This is a genomic window from Pseudonocardia xinjiangensis (genome assembly GCF_050948425.1).
In the GTDB taxonomy this organism is placed as follows: domain Bacteria; phylum Actinomycetota; class Actinomycetes; order Mycobacteriales; family Pseudonocardiaceae; genus Pseudonocardia; species Pseudonocardia xinjiangensis.
Window position 1 is genome coordinate 1,174,958 of the sequence record NZ_CP192009.1, and the last position, 21,490, is coordinate 1,196,447.

The following is a 21,490-nucleotide window of genomic DNA, read 5'->3' on the forward strand; positions in this document are numbered from 1 at the left end:
CAGCGGCGGACGAGCCCGAGCAGAACGAGCAGGGAGCCCACGTGAAGGCGACTTCGGACGGTCCGGCGGACGCGAGCACGCGGCGGGCGCTGCGCAGGGAGCTCCTGCACCGCAGGCTGGCCGACGAGCTGCCGGCCGCCGCGCCCACCGCCGGTGCCGGGCGGGAACCGGGCGTGCCGCAGCCGCTCACGGCCGCGCAGCTGCGCATGTGGTTCCTCGCCCAGCTCGACGCCGAGTCGGGCCGCGCCGCCCACTCCGTGGCCACGGCCTTCACCCTCGACGGGGCGCTCGACGCGGCGGCGCTGCGCACGGCGCTCGACGGCGTGGTGGCCCGGCACGAGGTGCTGCGCACCACCTACCGGCGGCGCCCGGACGGCACGCCCGAGCAGATCGTGCACGCGCAGCTCGCCCCCGGGTGGGTGGAGGAGGACCTGCGGACGCTGCCGCCTGCCGGGCGCGCGGCCCGCACCGAGGAGGTCGCGCAGGAGCTGGCGGGCCGGGTCTTCGACCTCACCGCCGAGGCGCCGCTGCGGATCGGCCTGCTGCGCACGGGCGAGCGCGAGCACGTGCTGGTGCTCGTCGCGCAGCACATCGCCTGGGACGACGCGTCCTGGGCGGTGTTCTTCGGCGAGCTGGCCGCGCGGTACCGGGCCGCGCTGACCGGTGCGCCCGCCCCGGCGACCGACGGTCCGCAGTACCTCGACGCCGTCACGCCCGAACCGGGCCCCGAGGGGCTCGCCCACTGGCGGGAGCGATTGACGCCCCTGCCCGAGCCGATGCCGCTGCCGGGGGCTCGCGCGGAGACCGACGGTTCCCGACCCGGCGACGGCGGGCAGTGCGTCGTGCCGCTTCCCGCCGCGCTCGTGGAGCGCGTGCGCGCCTTCGCCGGCGAGGTGGGGGCGAGCCCGTTCATGGTGCTGCACGCCGCCTTCACCGCGGTGCTGCACCGCTTCACCGGCGCCGAGGACGTCGTCGTCGGCGCGCCGGTGGTCAACCGCGACCGGCCGGAGGCGGCGGCGCTGGTCGGCTACTTCGGCAACACCGTCGTGCTGCGCGCCGCCGTGCGCGGAGCCGACACGTTCCGCGAGCTGGTCGCGGCCTCGGTGGTGACGTGCCGGGACGCGTTCGCGCACGCCGACGTCGACCTGCGCCGGGTGGTCGGTGAGCTGGGCGCGGCCGGCGCCGACGGCGTCACCGGGCTGTTCGACGTCCTGTTCGGGGTGCGCACGGCAGCCGAGGTGGCGCTGGTCCTCCCCACCCCGGACGGGAACGGCGAGTGCACCGCCACCCGCAGGCCGCTGCACAACGGCACGGCGCAGCTCCCGCTGAGCGTCGTGGTGGAGCTGGCCGAGACCGGTGCGCTGATCGAGGCCGTCCACCGGCTCGACGCGCTGAGCACGCCGGCCACGCGCCGGCTGCTCACCGCTTTCGTCCGGCTGCTGGACCTGGTGCTCGCCGCGCCCGACGCCCGGCTGGACCGGCTCGACCTGCTCACCGACGCCGAGCGCGCGGCGACGGGCGGGACCGGCACGCCCGGCGCCGCCACCGTCGACAGTGCGGTGGAACTGGTGGAGGCGCAGGCCCGCCGCACCCCGCACGCGCCCGCCGTCGTGGGCGGCGGCGAGGTACTGAGCTACGCCGAGCTCGACGCGCGGGCCAACCGCGTGGCGCGCCGGCTCGTCGCCGACGGCATCGGCGCCGAGGACGTCGTCGCGCTGGCAGTGGAGCGCACCGCCGATCTCGTGGTGGCCGTGCTCGGGGTGCACAAGGCGGGTGCGGCCTACCTGCCCGTGGACCCCGCCTACCCCGCCGAGCGGGTCGCGTTCCTGCTCACCGACGCCGCTCCCACCGCGCTGCTCACCACCGCCGGGGTGCGGCTCCCGGGTGGACCCACCCCGCTCGTCCTCGACGACCCCGCCACCCTCGCGGCGTTCGACGGCGCTCCCCTCACCGACGCGGAGCGCGTCCGGCCCCGCCGTCGCGCCCACCCCGCGCACCTGATCTACACCTCCGGCTCCACCGGCACCCCCAAGGCCGTCCTCGTCCCGCACGGCGCCGTCGCCACCTTCACCGAATGGGCGGTCGCCGAGCTCGGCCCCGACCGGCTGGCCCGCACCGTGCTGTCCACCTCGCTGAGCTTCGACGTCTCGGTGCTCGAGCTGTTCCCCCCGCTGGCCTGCGGTGGCGTGCTGCGGGTGGTGGACGACGTGCTCGATCCCGCGGTCTCCGCACCCGTGGCGCCGGGGTCCGGCACCCCGACGCTGCTCTCGGCGGTGCCGTCCGCGCTGGCCGCGCTCGTCGCCGACGGTTCCCGCCCGCTCCCGCCGACGATCGTGCTGGGCGGGGAGACGCTGCCCCGCCCGCTGGCCGACCGGCTGCGCGCCGCGGGCCACGAGGTCCGCAACGCGTTCGGGCCCACCGAGACGTGCGTGTACAGCAGCGCCACCGTCGTGGGCGAGGGAACCGGCCCGGTGCCGATCGGCGAGCCCGTGTACGACACGCGCTTCCACGTCCTCGACGCCGCGCTCAACCCGGTGCCGGTGGGGGTTGTCGGGGAGCTCTACATCGGGGGCGGGCAGCTGGCCCGCGGCTACCGGGGACGGCCGGGGCTGACGGCGGCGCGGTTCGTCGCCGACCCGTTCGGGCCGGCCGGGGCGCGCCTCTACCGCACCGGTGACCTGGTGCGGCGCGACGAGGACGGCACCGTGGTGCACCTGGGCCGTACCGATGAGCAGGTGAAGATCCGCGGGTTCCGGATCGAGCCGGGCGAGGTGGAGGCGGCGCTGCTTGCCCGGCCGGAGGTGCGGCAGGCGGCGGTGGTGGCCCGTACCGACGGCCCGACCGGCCCACAGCTCGTGGCCTACGTGGTGGGGCCCGGCGCCGGCCCGGAGGGGTTGCGCGCCGCGCTCGCCGCGCGGCTGCCCGCGCACCTGGTGCCGTCGGCGGTGGTCGTGCTCGACGCCCTGCCGACCACCCCGAACGGCAAGCTCGACCGGCGCGGCCTGCCGGCCCCGGACCGCGGGCCCCGGACCGGTCGGGGGCCCGCAGGGCCGGTGGAGGAACGGCTCGCGGCCCTGTTCGCCGAGGTCCTGGGGGTGGACGGCGTCGGGGCCGACGACTCCTTCTTCGCACTCGGCGGGGACAGCATCGTGTCGCTCCAGCTGGTGGGCCGGGCCCGGGCCTGCGGCCTCGTGCTGTCGACGCGCGACGTCTTCGAGCGCCGCACCGTCGCCGCGCTGGCGGCCGTCGCAGGGCGGGCGGACACGGCGCAGGCGGAGGTCGTCCCCGCCGTCGGCGCGGTGCCGGACACCCCGATCGTCGCGGAGCTGCTGGAGCACGGCGCCCCGATCGCCGGGTACGGGCAGTCGCTGCTGCTCACCGCGCCCGACGGGCTCGACCGGGCCGGTCTCGTCCGCGTGGTGCAGGCGCTGCTCGACCGGCACGACGCCCTGCGCGCCCGGCTCGTCGCCCGGCCCGGCGCGGCGTTGCAGGTGGAGGCGCAGCGGGACGCCGAGCCACTGGTCCGTACCGGCACCGGCCCGGTGGAGCAGGAGCGCCGGGCCGCCGCCGAGCGGCTCGACCCGGCTGCGGGGGTGGTCCTGCAGGCCGTGCTGCTCGACGGGGCCGTGCTGCTGGTCGTCCACCACCTCGTGGTCGACGGGGTGTCGTGGCGGATCATCACCGCCGACCTCGCCGCCGCCTGGTCCGCGCTGCGCGACGGCCGGGAGCCGGTGCCGGCTCCGGTCGGCACCTCGCTGCGGAGTTGGGCGACGCAGGTGCACGCGCTCGCCCCGGACCGGGCGGACGAGCTCGACCGGTGGACCACGATCCTGCGCGGGCCCGATCCGCTGATCGGCAGCCGGGCTCTCGACCCCGCCCGTGACGTCGCGGCGACGGTGGCGGAGGTCCGTACGGAGCTGCCCCCCGAGCTGACCGAGGCCCTGCTCGCGCGGGTGCCGTCGGCGTTCCACGCCACCACCGGCGACGTGCTGCTCGCCGGTCTCGCGCAGGCCGTGGTGGCCTGGCGGGGCGAGACGAATGCCTCGTCGGTGCTCGTGTCGGTGGAGGGCCACGGCCGGGAGGAGGACCTCGTGCCCGGGGCCGAGCTGTCCAGCACCGTCGGCTGGTTCACCACCCGCTTCCCGGTACGGATCGACCTGGCCGGGGCGAGCTCGCCCGCCGCCGCGGTGAAGCACACCAAGGAGCGGCTGCGCGAGCTGCCCGCCCGCGGCGCCGGCTTCGGGCTGCTGCGCCATCTGGTCCCCGCCACCGCCGCCGTGCTGCGTGAGCTGCCGGTCCCACAGCTCGCCTTCAACTACCTCGGCCGGCTCTCCGGCAGCAGCGCGGCGTGGTCACCGGTCCCCGGCGGTTTCGCCGCCACCGCCGAGCCCGGAATGCCCGCGGCGGCGGTACTGGACGTCAACACCGTTGCCGAGGACGGGCCGGCCGGCCCGCGGCTGGTGGCGCACTGGTCCTTCCCGAGCGGGCTGCTCGAGGAGCCGGAGGTGGCCCGGCTCGCGCAGCTGTGGCAGCAGGCGCTCATCGAGATCGCGGCGTCCGGCGGCGGCGGCCGCACCCCGTCCGACCTCACGCTCGCCGGCGCCGCCCAGAGCGACGTCGAGCGCTGGGAGCGCGCGTACCCCACGCTGTCCGACGTCTGGCCGCTCACCCCGCTCCAGCGGGGCCTGCTGTTCCACGCACTGGCCGCGGCCGCCGACGACACCGTGGACGTCTACTCCCTCCAGTACGTGGTCGACCTGGCCGGGGAGCCCGACCCGCAACGGCTGCGGGGTGCCGCCGCCGCGCTCGTGGCGCGGTACCCCAACCTGCGCTGCGCGTTCGTCGCCGACTCCGACACCCCCGCACAGATCGTCGTCGACGGGGTGACCCCGCCGGTCACCGTCGTCGAGGCCGGCGACCGCGACGAGGCCGACCGGTTGCTCGCCGCCGAGCGGCGGGTGCCGTTCGACCTGGCCGCTCCGCCGCTGCTGCGCATCCTGCTGGTCCGCACCGGACGGACCGCCCGGCTGGCGGTCACCGCCCACCACCTGCTGCTCGACGGGTGGTCGATGCCGGTACTGCTGCGGGAGCTGCTCGCCGCCCTCGACGAGCAGGAGTCCGAGCCGGTTGTGCCCTTCACCGCGCTGTTGCAGTGGTTCGCCGAGCGTGACACGGCAGCGGCACGTGCCGCGTGGGCACAGGCGCTCGCCGGCGTCGAGGGGCCGACGTTCCTGGTGCCGGCACCCACCCCGGACGAGCCCGAGCAGGCGGAGATCGAGGTCCCGGGCACCGTCACCGCCGCGCTGGAGGGCCTCGGGCGCGCCCGCGGGCTCACCACGAGCACCCTGGTGCAGGCCGCGTGGGCGGTGCTCCTCGGCCGGCTCACCGGCCGCGACGACGTCGTGTTCGGCACCACCGCCGCCGTGCGGCCTCCCGAGCTCGACGCCGTCGAGACGCTGGTCGGACCGGCCATCACCACCGTCCCGGTGCGGGCCCGCCTGCACCCGGCGCAGCCGCTCGCCGACCTCGCCAGGGACCTGCAGGACCGCCGGACCGGGCTGCTGGACCACGAGCATCTGGGCCTGGCCGAGATCCAGGCGGCCGCCGGGCAGGGAGACCTCTTCGACTCGCTGGTCGTCGTCGAGTCCTACCCGCTCGACGCCGACGCGCTCGCCGCCGCGGCCCGGGGCAGCGGCCTCGAGGTGACGGGACTGTCGGGCCACGACGCCACCCACTACCCCGTGACGCTGGTCGTGGTGCCCGGGACGGCGCTGCGGCTGCGGCTGCAGGTGCGCGGCGCCCCCGACCTACCGGCCGGCGTCCTGCTGGACCGCCTGGTGCGCGTCCTCGCAGCCGTCGCCTCCGGGCCGGACGCACCCGTGGCGCACGTGGACGTGCTCACCACCGAGGAACGCGAGCTGCTGCTCACCGGCACCGTCGAGGAACCCGCCGACGTCGCGCCGTCGACCCTGCCCGCACTCTTCGCGGCGCAGGCGCGCCGCCGTCCCGAGGCGGTCGCGCTCACCCACGGGGACACGAACCTGACCTACGCGGCGCTGGACGACCGGGTGGGGCGGGTGGCCCGCCTGCTCGCCGAGCGTGGCGTCGGAGCGGAGACGCTGGTCGGGGTGGCGCTGCCGCGCTCGATCGACCTGGTGGTGGCCCTGCTCGCGGTGAGCCGCGCGGGTGGCGCCGCGGTGCCGCTCGACCCGGGGTACCCGCCCGAGCGGCTCGCCCGCACCCTCGCCGACGCCGCGCCGGCCTGCGTGCTGACGACCTCGGCGGTGCGGGCCCAGCTCCCGCCCGGCTCGCGGGTGCCCCAGCTCGCGCTGGACGACCCGGCCACGGTCCGCGCGCTCGCCGCGGCCGAGCCATTGGACGTGTCGGCTGCGCTGCTACCGGCCCACCCCGCCTACGTGATCTACACGTCCGGCTCGACCGGGCGTCCCAAGGGCGTGGTGGTGCCGCACGGGAACGTGGTGCAGCTGCTCGGGCAGACCGACCGCCTGTTCCGCTTCGGCGACCGCGACGTGTGGACGATGTTCCACTCGGCGTCGTTCGACTTCTCGGTGTGGGAGATGTGGGGCCCGCTGTGCACCGGCGGCCGCCTCGTCGTCGTCGACCACGCCGTGTCGCGCTCGCCGGAGCAGTTCCGCGACCTGCTGGTGCGGGAGCGCGTCACGGTGTTGAACCAGACCCCGTCGGCGTTCGCGCAGCTCGCCGCGGTCACCCCCGCGAGTCGCCCGTTTCCACCGCGCGAGTCGCCCGGTTCCGCGGACCCGGCCGCGCCGGGTTCCGCGCTCGCCCTGCGATGTGTCGTCTTCGGCGGCGAGGCCCTGGACCTGACGCAGCTCCCGGCGTGGTTCGCCCGGCACCCGGCCGGTTCGCCGCAGCTGGTGAACATGTACGGGATCACCGAGACGACCGTCCACGTCACCGCCCAGGTGGTCGACGAGGAGCTGGTGGCCGCCCGGGCCGGGAGCGTGATCGGGCGGGCGATCCCCGGCCTGCGCGTGCTGGTGCTCGACCGGCACCTGCAGCCGGTGCCGCCCGGCGTCGTCGGGGAGATGTACGTCGGCGGCGGGCAGCTCGCCCGCGGCTACCTCGGCGAGGCGGCGCTGACCGCGTCCCGGTTCGTCGCCGACCCGTACGGGGCTCCGGGATCGCGGCTCTACCGCAGCGGTGACCTCGCCCGCTGGTCGGCCGACGGCCTGCTGGAGTACCTCGGCCGCTCCGACGAGCAGGTCAAGATCCGTGGGTTCCGCATCGAGCCGGGGGAGATCGCCGCCGTGCTGGCCGAGCATCCCGACGTCGTGCACGCCGTGGTGGTGGCGCGACGGGACGGGGGCACGGCGCGGCTCGTCGCGTACGTCGTCCCGCGGGTGTCCGGTGGCGTCGACGGCACGGCGCTGCGCGCCCACGCGAGCGCCCGGCTGCCCGAGCACATGGTGCCCGCGGCCGTGGTGGCGATCGGGTCGGTGCCGCTGACCGCGAACGGGAAGCTGGACCGGGCCGCGCTGCCGGCCCCCGACTTCGCCGCCACCCCCGCCGCGGAGTCCGGCGACGTTCCCACCTCCGCTCAGGAGGAACAGCTCTGCGCGGCGTTCGCCGAGGTGCTGAACCTGCCCCGGGTGGGGCCCGGCGACGACTTCCTGGCCGTCGGGGGCGACAGCATCCTCGCGATCGGGCTGGTCAACCGGCTGCGCCGGGCCGGGCTGCGGGTCAGCCCCGCCGACGTCCTGCGTCACCGCACGCCCGCGGCTCTCGCGAAGCTGCTGCCCGAACCGGGCGACTCGCCCGCGCAGAACGGGCGACTCGCGGGTACTGGTGTGTCCGGGCCGGGCGACTCGGGCGCGGAAAACGGGCGACTCGCGGGGGTCGGGGTGCCTGCAGAAGTGGGCGACTCGCACGCCCAGAACGGGCGACTCGCGGGGAGGGGGGTGCGCTCGGAGGGGGTGGGGGCGGTGCCGCCGCTGCCGATCGTGGAGCGGTTCGCCTCGTGGGGCGGCCCGATCGGCCGGTTCCGGCAGTCGATGCTGGTCACCGTGCCCGCCGAGGCCACGCTCGACCGCCTCGGTGCCGCAGTGCAGGCCCTGCTCGACACCCACGACGCGCTGCGCCTGCGCCTCACCCGGCACGCCCCCGGGCTGTGGGACCTGCACGTCCGGGAGCCCGGTGCCGTGTCCGTTGCCGACGTGCTGCGCCGGGTCGAGGTCACCGGGCCGGCGCCCGAAGCGCTGCGCGCCGCGATCGCCGAGGCCGCCACCGCAGCGGCCGACCGGCTCGACCCCGACGCCGGTGCCGTGCTGCAGGCAGTCTGGTTCGACGTCGGCACCGCCGAACCCGGGCGGCTGCTGCTCGTGGCCCACCACCTCGCCGTCGACGGGGTTTCCTGGCGGATCCTGCTGGAGGATCTGGCCGTCGCGTTCGCCGGTGGTGCGCCCACCCCGGTCGGGACCTCGCTGCGTTCCTTCGCCAGGGCCGCGGCCGAGCAGGCCCACGAACGCCTCGGCGAGCTGGAGCACTGGTGGGCCACGGCCACGCCGGGCGGCGACCTCGTGGCGGGGGTGACGGCGTCGGGCACCGCCGGCGGCACCGCGGACCACGTCGTCGAGCTGTCCCCGGCCGCCACCACGCCCCTGCTGACCGTCGTGCCCGCCGCCGCAGGCACAGGGGTCACCGAGGTGCTCGCCGCCGCACTCGCGGCCGCGGTGGGTCGCCGTCGCGGACCCGGCCCGCTGCTGGTCGACCTGGAGCGCCACGGCCGCGAGCCACTGACCCCCGAGACCGACCTGTCCCGCACGGTCGGCTGGTTCACCTCCGTCGCACCCGTCCGGCTCACCGCCGACCCGGACCCGGCCGTCGCGCTCGCGGGCGCCACCGAGGCACTGGCCGCCGCCCCGGACGGGGGCTTCGGGTACGGCCTCCTGCGCTACGCGAACGCCCGCACCGCCCCGCTGCTGGCCGCCACCGCACCGGCGCAGGTGCTCTTCAACTACCTCGGCCGGGTCGACGCGCGCCCCGGGCCCTGGACGGTGGCTCCGGAGTCGGACCTGCTCGACGACCGCCCCGACGACGACCTCGGCGTCCCGTACGCGCTGATGGTCAACGCGGTGTGCCGGGACACGGGCGACGGCCCCCGGCTGCGGATCCGCCTCACCCACCTGGTCGACGTGCTGCCCGCGGACGAGGTGTCGCGGCTGGGTGCGGACCTCGTGGCGGCGCTGGACGAGCTGGTGGCCGGATCCACCCAGGCGACGGCGCCCGCGGACGCGGTGGACCAGACCGATCTGGTCGACCTGGTGGACCTGACCGACGGCGAGCTCGAACGGGTCCGCGCACTGTGCCCCGGCGGGGTGGAGCAGGTGTGGCCGCTGTCCCCGTTGCAGGAAGGGCTGTTCTTCCACGCCGCGCTGGACTCCGGCAGCGACGCCTACACGGCACAGTTCTCCCTCGACCTCGACCACCGTCTGGACGCCGCCCGGCTGCGCGCGGCGGCCGTCGAGTTCATGGCGCGCAACCCGACGCTGCGTGCGGGGTTCACCGACGCCGGGCTGCGCGCGCCGGTGCAGTTCGTGGCCGCGGCGCTGAAGGCGCCGCTCACCGAGGTCGACCTCGCCGAGCTGCCCGAACCCGAGCGCCTCGAACGGGCGGAGGAGCTCGCCGCGCAGGACCGGACCCGGCCCTTCGACGTCGCGTGCCCCCCGCTGTGGCGGCTGCTGCTGATCCACCTGGGCCCCGACCGGTCGCGGCTGGTGATCAACCGGCAGGTGCTGCTGTGGGACGGCTGGTCGGGCGCGCTGGTGATCGACCAGCTCCTCGGCCTCTACCACCACGGCGCCGCGGCCACGCCCGTCCCGGCGGGCGACTACCGCGACTTCTTGCGCTGGCTGGCCGAGCGCGACGTCCCGGCCGCCGAACGCGCCTGGCGTGATGCGCTGGCCGGGTTCACCGAACCGACCGTGCTGGTCCCGGCGGCCCGTGGCCTCGCCCCGGTCGGGCCGCGGCGGCGCACCACCGTGCTGCCCGACGCCTCGGCCCGGGCCGTCCGTGACCTCGCGCGCCGCAGCGGCGTCACCCTCAACACCGTGCTGACCGGCGCGCTCGCGCTGGTTCTCGGCGCCGTCACCGGCCGCTCCGACGTGGTCTTCGGCACCACGGTCGCCGGCCGGCCGCCGGAGGTGCCCGGTCTCGACGAGGTGATCGGGCTCTTCCTCAACACGGTGCCGGTGCGGGTCACGCTCGACCCGCGCGAGACCCTGGCCCAGCTGCTGCGCCGCGCCCAGGACGAGCGGCTGGACCTGATGGACCACGAGCACCTCGGCCTGGGTGCCGTGCAGCGGGCCGCCGGCCAGACCCAGCTGTTCGACGTGCTCTTCGTCCTGCAGAACTTCATCGACGAGACCGCGAGCAGCCGCTCGCAGGCCGAGTTCGGGATCACCGGCGGCAGCAGCCTCGACCACACCCACTACCCCCTGACGCTGGTGGTGGCGCCGGGGGAGCAGATCGGCGTCCGGCTCGAGTACCGGTCCGACGTCGTCGACGACGGGTACGCGGAGGCGCTGCTCGCCCGGTTCGTCGGCCTCCTGGACACGCTCACCTCCACCGCCGAGCACACCCGCGTCGGCGCGGTACCGGTGCTGGGCGCGGACGAACGCGCCGCGATCGAGCGCACGGCCTCGGGGCCGCAGGGCCCGCAGGACGTCGACACGGTCGCCGACCTGCTCGCCGTCCAGGCGGCCGCCACGCCGGACGCGCTCGCGGTCGTGTGCGGGGACCAGCGGCTCACCTACGCCGAGCTGGACGGCCGGGTCAACCGGCTCGCGCGGCTCCTGCTCACCCACGGTGCCGGGCCGGAGCGGGTGGTGGCCATCGGCGTGCCGCGCTCCGTCGACACCGTGGTCGCGCTGTTCGCGGTGCTGCGCACCGGTTCGGCCTACCTGCCGCTGGAGCTCGACCACCCCACCGACCGGCTGGCCGCGATCCTCTCCGACGCCGAGCCGCTGCTGCTGCTCTCCACCAGCGGAGTGAGTGCCCGCTTCGCCGGCACCGCACCGCTGCTCCTGCTCGACACCCTCGCGGTGCGGACCGAGCTGGCCACTCTCTCTCACACGGCGATCGACGACGCCGACCTCGGCGCGTTCTCCCGGGAGCGGGCGGGCCGGATGCTGCACCCGGCGTACATGATCTACACGTCGGGCTCGACGGGACGCCCCAAGGGCGTGGTCACGCCGTACCGCGGCCTGACGAACATGATGCACAACCACCGCACCGAGATCTTCGCGCCCACGGTGGCGGCGGCGGGCGGGCGGCGGCTGCGGATCGCGCACACGGTGTCGTTCGCCTTCGACATGTCGTGGGAGGAGCTGCTCTGGCTCGTCGAGGGGCACGAGGTGCACGTCTGTGACGAGACGCTGCGCCGGGACGCGCAGGCGCTGGTGGCCTACTGCGACACCCACCGCATCGACGTGGTGAACGTGACCCCGACCTACGCCCAGCACCTCCTCGCGGAGGGCCTGCTGGAACGCGGCGAGCGCCGCCACCGTCCCGCGCTGGTGATGCTCGGCGGCGAGGCGGTGTCGGAGACCGTGTGGAACCGGCTGCGCGACACCGACGACACGGCGGGCTACAACCTCTACGGCCCCACCGAGTACACGATCAACACCCTCGGCGGGGGCACCACGGACAGCGCGACCCCCACCGTCGGGCGGCCGATCCGCAACACCGCCGGGTACGTGCTCGACGGCTGGCTGCGTCCCGTGCCGGACGGCGTGCCCGGCGAGCTCTACATCGCCGGGGACGGCCTCGCCCGCGGCTACCTGAACCGGGCCGAGCTCACCGCGGAGCGGTTCGTCGCCGACCCGCACCGGGCGGGCGGGCGGATGTACCGCACGGGCGACCTCGTGCGCCGTCGCCCCGACGGCATCCTCGACTTCCTCGGCCGCACCGACGACCAGGTGAAGGTGCGCGGCTACCGGGTCGAGCCCGCCGAGGTCAGCGCCGTGCTCGACCGGCATCCGCTCGTCGCCCGCTCCGCCGTCGTGCCGCAGCGCGAGAGCGGGGAGGCGGGGCTGACCCGTCTCGTCGGCTACGTCGTGCCCGCCGCGCTGCCCGCCGACGTGCGCGCCGAGCTGGGCGCGCAGCAGGTCGGTGAGTGGAACCAGGTCTACAGCGACGAGTACACCGAGATCCCGGTCGCCGTGGTCGACGAGGACTTCTCCGGCTGGGACTCCAGCTACGACGGCGAGCCGATCCCGGTGCCCGACATGCGGGAGTGGCGCGAACGCACCGTCGAGCGGATCCGGGAGCTCGCCCCACGCCGGGTGCTGGAGATCGGGGTCGGCACCGGCCTGCTGCTGGGGCGTCTCGCCCCGGACTGCGAGGCCTACTGGGGCACCGACCTCGCGGCCCCGGTGATCGGGAAGCTGCGGGAGGTCCTCGCCGGGGACAAGGAACGGTTCGGCCACGTCGAGCTGCGCTGCCGTCCCGCCGACGACCTCGACGGCCTTCCGGCAGGCTTCTTCGACACCATCGTGATCAACTCGGTGGTCCAGTACTTCCCCGACGCCGGCTACCTCGACCGGGTGCTGCGCGGCGCGCTGGAGCTGCTCGCGCCCGGTGGCGCGCTGTTCGTCGGCGACGTGCGCAACGTGGCGGTACTCCACGCCTTCCACACGGCCGTCCAGCTGCGGCGCACCGACGACGACGCCGCGGCCACGCAGCGGGCCGTCGACCGCGCGATCACCATGGACAAGGAGCTGGTGCTCGCACCGGACTTCTTCACCGGCCTGGCCGCACAGCTGCCCGGAACCACCGCGTCGGTGCGCACCCGCCGGGGCCGGCACGTCAACGAGCTCACCCGGCACCGCTACGACGTCGTCCTGCGCCGGGCCTCCGAGGTCCGGTCGCTCGCCGCGGCGCCCACGCTGGTCTGGGGCGTCCAGCTCGCCGACCTCGACGCGCTGGCCGCGCACCTGGAGCGGCAACGGCCGGCGTTGCTGCGGGTGAGCCGGGTGCCCGACGCCCGCCTCGCCGGGGAGCTGGCCGCGGTGGCGGCGCTTCGGGCCGGCGACGTGACCGCCGCCCGCGCCGCCCTGAGCGAACACAGCGGCGTCGAGCAGGAGGACCTGCACGCGCTCGCCGAGCGGCTCGGCTACCGCCTGCACGTGACGTGGTGCGCCGCCCAGCCCGGCACCGTCGACGCCGTCTTCGCCACCGGCGACGGACCGCTCGCCGGGGACTACCTCCCGGCCGACGGCGGGCGCGTCGCCAACGACCCGACGGCGGCGCGCAGCGCGAGCGAGCTGACCGCCCGGCTCCGCACCGACCTGCGCGCGCAGCTGCCCGACTACATGGTCCCCGCCACGGTCGTCGTGCTGGACGAGCTGCCGATCAACGCCAACGGCAAGCTCGACCTCACCGCGCTGCCCGCGCCCGAACCGGTGGTGCGCCGCGGCAGCGGCCGTGCGCCCGCCACCGCGGTGGAGCGCACGCTGTGCGCTCTGTTCGCCGAGGTCCTCGACGTGCGGGGGGCCGAAGGGGCCGACCCCGGCGTGGGGGTCGACGACGACTTCTTCGCCCTCGGTGGCCACTCGCTCCTGGCCACCCGCCTGATCGGCCGCGCGCGCACGGCACTGGGTGCGGAGCTGGCGATCCGGGACCTGTTCGAGGCCCCCACGGTGGCCCGGCTCGCCGAGCGCGTCGGCGGCGCCCGACCGGCGCGGCCCGCGCTCGTCGCGGCCGAGCGGCCCGAGCGGGTGCCGCTGTCGCCGGCGCAGCACCGGCTGTGGCTGCTCGACCGGCTGGCCGAGGGGCCGGAGCGCGCGGCGGCCTACCACTACCCGCTGGCGGTGCGGCTGCACGGCGCGCCCGATGTCGCCGCGCTGCGGGCGGCCCTGGCCGACGTCACGGCCCGGCACGAGGTGCTGCGCACCGTCGTCGCCGAGCACGACGGTGTGCCCTACCAGCGCATCCTGCCTACTACCGACCCGGCCGCCGCGCCTGCGCTCGACGTCTCGCCGGTCTCCGCGGACGAGCTGACCGCGCGGGTCCGTGCGGTGGTCGAGCGGCGCTTCGACCTGGGCGCGGACCTGCCCCTGCGCGCTGTCCTGCTGGCCGTGGACGGCGGCCCGGAGCACGTGCTCCTGCTCGTGCTGCACCACATCGCCACCGACGAGTGGTCGGACCGGCCGCTGCTGTCCGACCTGGACGCCGCCTACGCCGCCCGCCGGGCCGGGGTGCTCCCCGACCTCGCCCCGCTGCCGGTGCAGTACGCCGACCACACGCTCTGGCAGGCCGACCTGCTCGCGACTCTCGGTGCCGAGCAGGAGGCGTTCTGGACCGAGGCGCTGGCGGGGCTGCCCGAGGAGATCCCGCTGCCGGTGGAGCACCCGCGTCCCGCGGTCCGCCACGGGACGGGGGGCCGCGTGCAACGGGAGCTGCCCGCGCCGGCGGTGGCCGCCCTGCGGGCGTTGGTCGCGCGCACCGGGACGAGCATGTCGATGCTCACCCACGCCGCCACGGCGGCGCTGCTGCACCGGCTCGGTTCCGGCGACGACATCCCGCTCGGGGTGCCCGTGGCCGGGCGGTCCGACGCCGCGCTGGAGGGCTCGGTCGGGTTCTTCGTCAACACTCTGGTGCTGCGCTCGGACCTGTCCGGCGACCCCACGTTCACCGAGCTGCTGGCCCGCACCCGGGCCACCGACCTGGCCGCGTTCGACCACGCCGACCTGCCGTTCGAACGGGTGGTCGCCGCGCTCGGAGCCCGGCGTGAGGCCGGGCGGAACCCGCTGTTCCAGGTGATGAGCGGCTACCACCAAGTGCCGCCGGAGCCGGACACGCTGCTGGGCCTGCCGGCGCGGCCCTACGACACGGAGACCGTGCACGCCAAGTTCGACCTGCACGTCACGCTCACCGAGCGGCTCGGCGACGGCTCGGTCACCCTGCTGCTGGAGCATGCCACCGACCGGCTCGGCGCCGACGCGGCGAGCGCACTGATGGACCGGCTCGTGCGGCTGCTGGAGCAGGTCGGCGCCGACTCCGACCGGCGGGTCGGCGCGCTGGACCTGCTGACCGCCGCGGAACGGGTCGGTGCCCTCGCTGCCGGTACCGGACCGGCGGTGGCCGTTCCCGCCGCCACCCTGCCCGGGCTGCTCGCCGAGCAGGCCGACCGCACGCCCGAGGCGCTCGCCCTGGTCGTGGACGGCGACGGGGAGCCGCAGCGGCTGTCCTACTCCGAGCTCGACCGGCGGGTCGACGCCCTCGCGCGCGAGCTCGCCACTCGCGGGATCGGCCGCGGTGCGCTGGTGGCGGTGGCGCTGCCGCGCTCCGCGGAGCTGGTGGTGGTCCTGCACGCCGTGGTGCGGGCCGGGGCGGCCTACCTCCCGCTCGACCCCGACCTGCCGGCCGAGCGGCTGGCGTTCATGCTCGCCGACGCCGCGCCCGCCGCCGTGCTGACCACCGCGGCGCTGCGGGCCGCGACGCCGTGGCCGCACCGCACCGGCGTGGTGCTCGCCGTCGACGAGCCCGGGTTCGCCCCGGGCGGAGCGGGACCCCGGCTGGCCTGTCCCGCCGGTCCGGCCGACCCGGCGTACGTGATCTACACGTCCGGCTCGACGGGCCGGCCCAAGGGCGTGGTCGTGCCGCACGCCGGCATCGTCAACCGGCTGGCCTGGATGCAGGACGAGTACCGGCTCACCCCGCATGACCGCGTGCTGCAGAAGACGCCGTCGAGCTTCGACGTCTCGGTGTGGGAGTTCTTCTGGCCCCTGCTCACCGGGGCCGCGCTGGTGGTGGCGCGCCCCGAAGGCCACCGCGACCCCGCCTACCTGGCCGCGCTCGTCGTCCGCGAGCGGGTGAGCACCGCGCACTTCGTGCCGTCGATGCTCGCCGAGTTCCTGGCCCACCCGGACGCGGCGGGCTGCACCGGGCTGCGCCGTGTCGTCTGCAGCGGCGAGGCGCTGCCCGGCGCCACGGCCCGGCGGTTCGGTGAGCTGCTGCCCGGCGTGCGCCTGGACAACCTGTACGGCCCCACCGAGGCGGCGGTCGACGTCACCCGGCACGCCGACGCGGGCCGCACGACGGGCGCCGGGGTCCCCATCGGCACGCCGATCTGGAACACCGGCGCGCACGTGCTCGACCTGCACCTGCAGCCGGTGCCCGACGGCGTGGCCGGCGAGCTGTACCTGTCGGGCGTCCAGCTCGCGCACGGCTATCTGGCCCGGCGGGGCCTGACCGCGTCGCGGTTCGTCGCCGACCCCCACGGGCGGCCCGGCGAGCGGATGTACCGCACCGGTGACCTCGCCCGCAGGTTGCCCGGGGGCGAGCTGGAGTTCCTCGGCCGCGCCGACGACCAGGTCAAGATCCGGGGCTTCCGGGTGGAGCCGGGGGAGATCGAGGCGGCGCTGCTCGCGGCTCCGGCGGTGACGGCCGCGGCCGTCGTCGTCGACGAGTCCGCCGCCGGGGAGCCGCGCATCGTCGGCTACCTGACGGGTGCGGGGGCCGACCCCGCCACCGTGCGGTCGCACGTGGCCGACCGGCTGCCCGCGCACATGGTGCCCGCGGCCCTCGTCGTGCTCGACGCATTGCCGCTCAGCCCCAACGGCAAGCTCGACCGCGGAGCACTGCCCGCCCCCGACCTCGCGGCCGGCCCGGGCGTCGAGGCTCCCCGCACCGAGCGGGAGGCGGTGCTCTGCGCACTGCTCGGGGACGTCCTGCAGGTCGACACGGTCGGCGTGCACGACGACTTCTTCGCCGCAGGTGGCACGTCGTTGTCGGCGATGCGGCTGGTCGGGCGGATCCGGGCGGCCACCGGGGTCGACCTGGCCCCGCGGGCGGTGTTCGACGCCCCGACCCCGGCCGGGCTGGCGGAGCTGCTGGCGGGCGCCGTCTCGGTATCCGGGCAGGGTCCGGTGCGGCCCCCGCTCACCGCCGCGGCGCAGCAGGGGCACCGGCTGCCGCTGTCGGCGTCCCAGCGCCGGATGTGGCTGCACTACCAGCTGCGCGGCGTCGACCCGACCTACGTCGTCCCGGTGGCCTGGCGGCTGCGCGGCCCGCTCGACGTCGCCGCGCTCACCGCGGCGGTCCGCGACGTCGTTGCCCGGCACGAACCGCTGCGCACGGTCTACCCGGACAGCCGGGGGCCGGACAGCCAGGGCATGGCCTTCCAGCAGATCCTCGCGGCACCGGACGTCCCGCTGCCGCTCGTGGAGACCGACCGGGCCGGTCTGGGCGCGCTCGTCGACGCCGAGGTGGACCACGGTTTCGCGCTCGACCGGGAGCTGCCGGTCCGGGCGCGGCTCTACCGGCTGACCGGCACCGACGAGCACGTGCTGCTGCTGCTCGTGCACCACATCGCCACCGACGAGTGGTCGACGGGCCCGCTGGTGGCGGACCTCGCCGCCGCCTACACCGCGCGCGCGGCCGGGTCGATCCCCAGCTGGGCGCCGCTGCCGGTGCGCTACGCCGACTACACGACCTGGCACGAGCGGCTGCTGGCCGCGGTCGCCGACGACCAGCTGGCGTTCTGGCGCCGGGCACTGGCCGGCCTCCCGACCGAGCTGGCACTGCCCACCGACCGGCCGCGGCCGGTCGAGCTGAGCCACGTCGGGTCCACGGTCCCGTTCGCGGTGGACGCGGCGACCGCTGGTCGGCTCCGCGAGGTGGCGCGGCGCCGAGGCGTCAGCATGTTCATGCTGGTCCACGCCGCGGTGGCGGTGCTGCTGCACCGCATGGGCGCGGGCACCGACATCCCGCTCGGCTCCCCGGTCGCAGGTCGCGGCGACCCCGCGCTCGACGACCTCGTCGGGTTCTTCCTCAACACGGTGGTGCTGCGCACCGACCTGTCGGGCGATCCGACGTTCGCGGAGCTGCTCGACCGGGTCCGCGAGGCCGACCTCGCCGCGTTCGACCACGCCGACGTCCCGTTCGAGGCGGTCGTGGAGGCGCTCGACCCGGAACGCTCGCTGGCCCGGCATCCGCTGTTCCAGGTGATGGTCGTGCACCTCAGCGGCGTCACCGGGCAGGCGCCGGAGCTGCCGGGCCTGGCGGCCGAGGTGGAGCCCGTGCAGCGCGCGGTGTCGACGTTCGACCTGTCGGTGAACGTGGCCGAGGTGCCCGACGGGCTGACGGGCACGCTCGAGTACAGCGCCGACCTGTTCGACCGCACGTCGGTCGAGCTGATCGCCGCCCGGTTCACCGCCGTGCTGGGCGCCGTCGCCGCCGACCCGGAGGTGCCCGTCGGGTCGATCGACGTGCTGACCCCGGCGGAACGCGAGCGCGTGCTGCACACCTGGAACGCCACGGCACTCCCGGTGCCGGAGCGGACGTTCGGCGCGCTGTTCGCCGACCAGGTGGCCGCGCGCCCGGACGCGGTGGCCGTGGTCGACGGCGAGCGGGAGGTCGGCTACGCGGAGCTCGACGCGCGGTCGCGGCGCATCGCGCTGCTGCTGCGCCAGCACGGCGTCGGGGTGGAGGACGTGGTCGGGGTGGCCGTCCCGCGCACCGCCGACATGGTCGCCACCGTGCTGGCGGTGGTCCGGCTGGGGGCCGCGTGGCTCCCGCTCGACCTCAAGCACCCGGCGGAACGGCTGCGCGGGCTCGTCGAGGACTCGCACGCGGCACTCGTCGTGGCGACCGCCGCGGTGGCCGACGACCTGCCGGTGGTCGACGGGGTGCCGACGGTGCTCCTCGACGATCCGGCGGTCGCCGCGGGGCTCGTGGCCCCGGTCGCCGACGACCGGCTGCCCGGTGAGCCCGCCGGGCTCGGCCACACCGCCTACGTGATCTTCACGTCCGGCTCGACCGGGCGGCCCAAGGGCGTCGCCGTGCCGCACGACGGGATCGCGAGCCTCGTCGCCACGGCGGTCGAGCGGATGGGCGTCGACGCCGGGTCGCGGGTGCTGCAGTTCGCCTCGGTCGGGTTCGACGTGGCCGCGTTCGAGCTGGCCATGGCGCTGTGCACCGGCGCCACGCTGGTGCTGGCGCCCGAGGAGGTGCGCACCGCCGACCACACCCTGACCGACTTCCTGGCCGCGCAGCGGATCACGCACATGGTGCTGCCGCCGTCGCTGGTCTCGGCGCTCCCGCCGGACTGCGAGCTGCCGGCCGACTCGGTGGTGCTGGTCGGCACCGAGACCGTGCCGCCCGACCTGGTGCCGCGCTGGGCCGGGAAGGTACGGCTCTTCGCCGCGTACGGGCTGACCGAGGCCACCGTCAACTCCACGCTCTGGTGTGCGGACCCGTCCCGACCTGGTCCTGTGCCGATCGGCGTGCCCGATCCCAACACCCGCGCCTACGTGCTCGACGCGCGGCTGCAGCCGGTGCCGCCCGGCGTGGTCGGGGAGCTGTACGTGACCGGACGCGGGCTCGCCCGCGGCTACCTCGGTCGCCCCGGCCAGAGCGCGGCGCGGTTCGTCGCCTCGCCGTTCGGCGCCCCGGGGGAGCGGATGTACCGCACCGGGGACCGCGCCCGCTGGAGCCCCGACGGCCTGCTCGAACACCTGGGCCGCTCCGACGACCAGGTCAAGATCCGGGGCTTCCGGATCGAGCCGGGCGAGGTGGCGGCCGTGCTCGGTGAGCAGCCCGGCGTGGCGCAGGCGGCGGTCGTCGTGCACGGCGCTGCCCGCACGGCCCGGCTGGTCGGCTACGCGGTGGCGGCGACCGGGGCCGATCTGGACCCGCGCGCCCTGCGCGACGGCGTGGCGCAGCGGCTCCCGGAGTACATGGTCCCGGCCGTGGTGACGGTGCTGGCCGACCGGTTGCCGTTGACCCCGAACGGCAAGCTCGACCGGCGCGCCCTCCCGGAGCCCGACCTCGGCGCCACCACCGGTCGCGGACCGTCGACCGCCCGCGAGGAGCTGTTGTGCCGCCTGGTCGCGGAGGTGCTGAGCCTGCCGGCCGTGGGTGCCGACGACGACTTCTTCGCCCTCGGCGGCGACAGCATCGTCGCCATCACGCTGGTCGGGCGGATCCGGGCGGCCGGGCTGCAGATCTCGCCGCGGCAGCTGTTCACCCACCGCACCCCGGCCGCGCTGGCCGCGGTGCTCGACGGGGACGCCCGGCTCGGCACCCGCGCCGTGCCGACCGAGGTGCCCACCCCGCCCGACCCCGCCACCACCACGGGTGCAGCGGATACCGACGACTCCGGACCCACCGCCCCCACTCCGGCGCTGGTGGCGTTGCGCGACTCCGGGCTCCCGGTCGCAGGCCTCGGCTCGCCGGTGCTCCTGGCGGTGCCCGCGGGCCTGTCCGCGGACCGGCTCGCCGCTGCCCTGCAGGCCGTCCTCGACGCGCACGAGGCGCTGCGTTCCCGGCTGGTGCGCCCGGTCGACGGGCCCTGGTACCTGGACGTCGCGCCGCGGGGGAGCGTCCGCGTGGCGGACGCCGTTCTCCGGATCGAGGCCACGGAACCGGTCGCCACCGAGGTGCTCGCGCACGCCCGCGCCGCGAACGATCGGCTCGACACGGAGGCCGGCCGGATGCTCCAGGCCGTCTGGTTCGACGCGGGCCCCGACCGGCCCGGCCGCCTCCTGCTCGTGCTGCACCACCTCGTCGTCGACGGGGTGGGCTGGCGGATTCTGCTGGAGGACCTCGCGGCCGCCGCGTCCGGAGGCCGTCCGGCGCCGGTCCCGGTGCCCTACCGCGAGTGGGCCGCCCGCGTCGCAGCCGATGCCACGAGCCCGCAGCGCGAGGCCGAACTGCCGCTGTGGACCGGGCTGCTGGGCGCGCCCACACCGCTGTTCGCGTCCCGCCGGCCCGGCGCCGATCAGGCAGCGGTCGAGCGGAGCAGGCCGGCGGCCGGCCTGCTGTCCGCGGTGCCCGCCGCGGTGCATGCGGGTGTCGACGACGTGCTCGTCACCGCCCTCGCGGTGGCGGTGGCGCGCTGCCGTGCCCGGTGGACCGGCGACGGCACGGGGCCCCAGGGCACCGGGCTGCAGATCGCCGTGCAGGGGCACGGCAGGCGCCCGGAGCAGGTCCGGCACTCCGGGGACGCGCCCGACGAGGGCGCCGACCTGACCCGCACGGTCGGCTGGCTCGCCGACGTCGTGCCGGTCCGGGTGGACCCCGGCGCGGTGGAGCCCGACGCGCTCGCCGCCGCGGTGGCCCGCGTCCGGGACGACAGGGCGGCACTTCCCGACGGTGGCGCCGGGTACGGCGGCCTGCGCTACCTCAACCCCCGTACCGCGGCGCTGCTCGCCGGGGCGGCGCGGCCCGAGGTGTACCTGAACTACGAGGGCCGGTTCAGCCGGGCCGAGGCGACGGACTGGGCCACGGTCGTCGAGAACGACGCGCTCTTCGCCGACTGGGGCGAGGACCGGCCCGCCGAGTTCCCGCTCAGCGTCCTGGTCCGGGTGGCGGACCGGCCGGACGGGCCGGTCCTCACCGCGCGCTGGATCGCCGCGCCGGCCGGCCCGTCCCCGGCGGAGCTCGGGGAGCTCGTCACGGAGTGGTCACGCGTCCTCGACGAGCTGGAGCAAAGGTTTGCCTAACT

The 21,490-nt window shown here is 76.4% G+C and carries 1 protein-coding gene; it reads left to right on the forward strand.

The window, feature by feature from the left end; translation table 11 throughout:
• Positions 1-41: 41 nt before the first annotated feature.
• Positions 42-21,488 (forward strand): non-ribosomal peptide synthase/polyketide synthase, encoded by a 21,447-nt coding sequence (locus ACQPZA_RS05750; RefSeq protein ID WP_433279025.1) that lies wholly within the window; start codon positions 42-44, stop codon positions 21,486-21,488.
• Positions 21,489-21,490 lie beyond the last annotated feature (2 nt).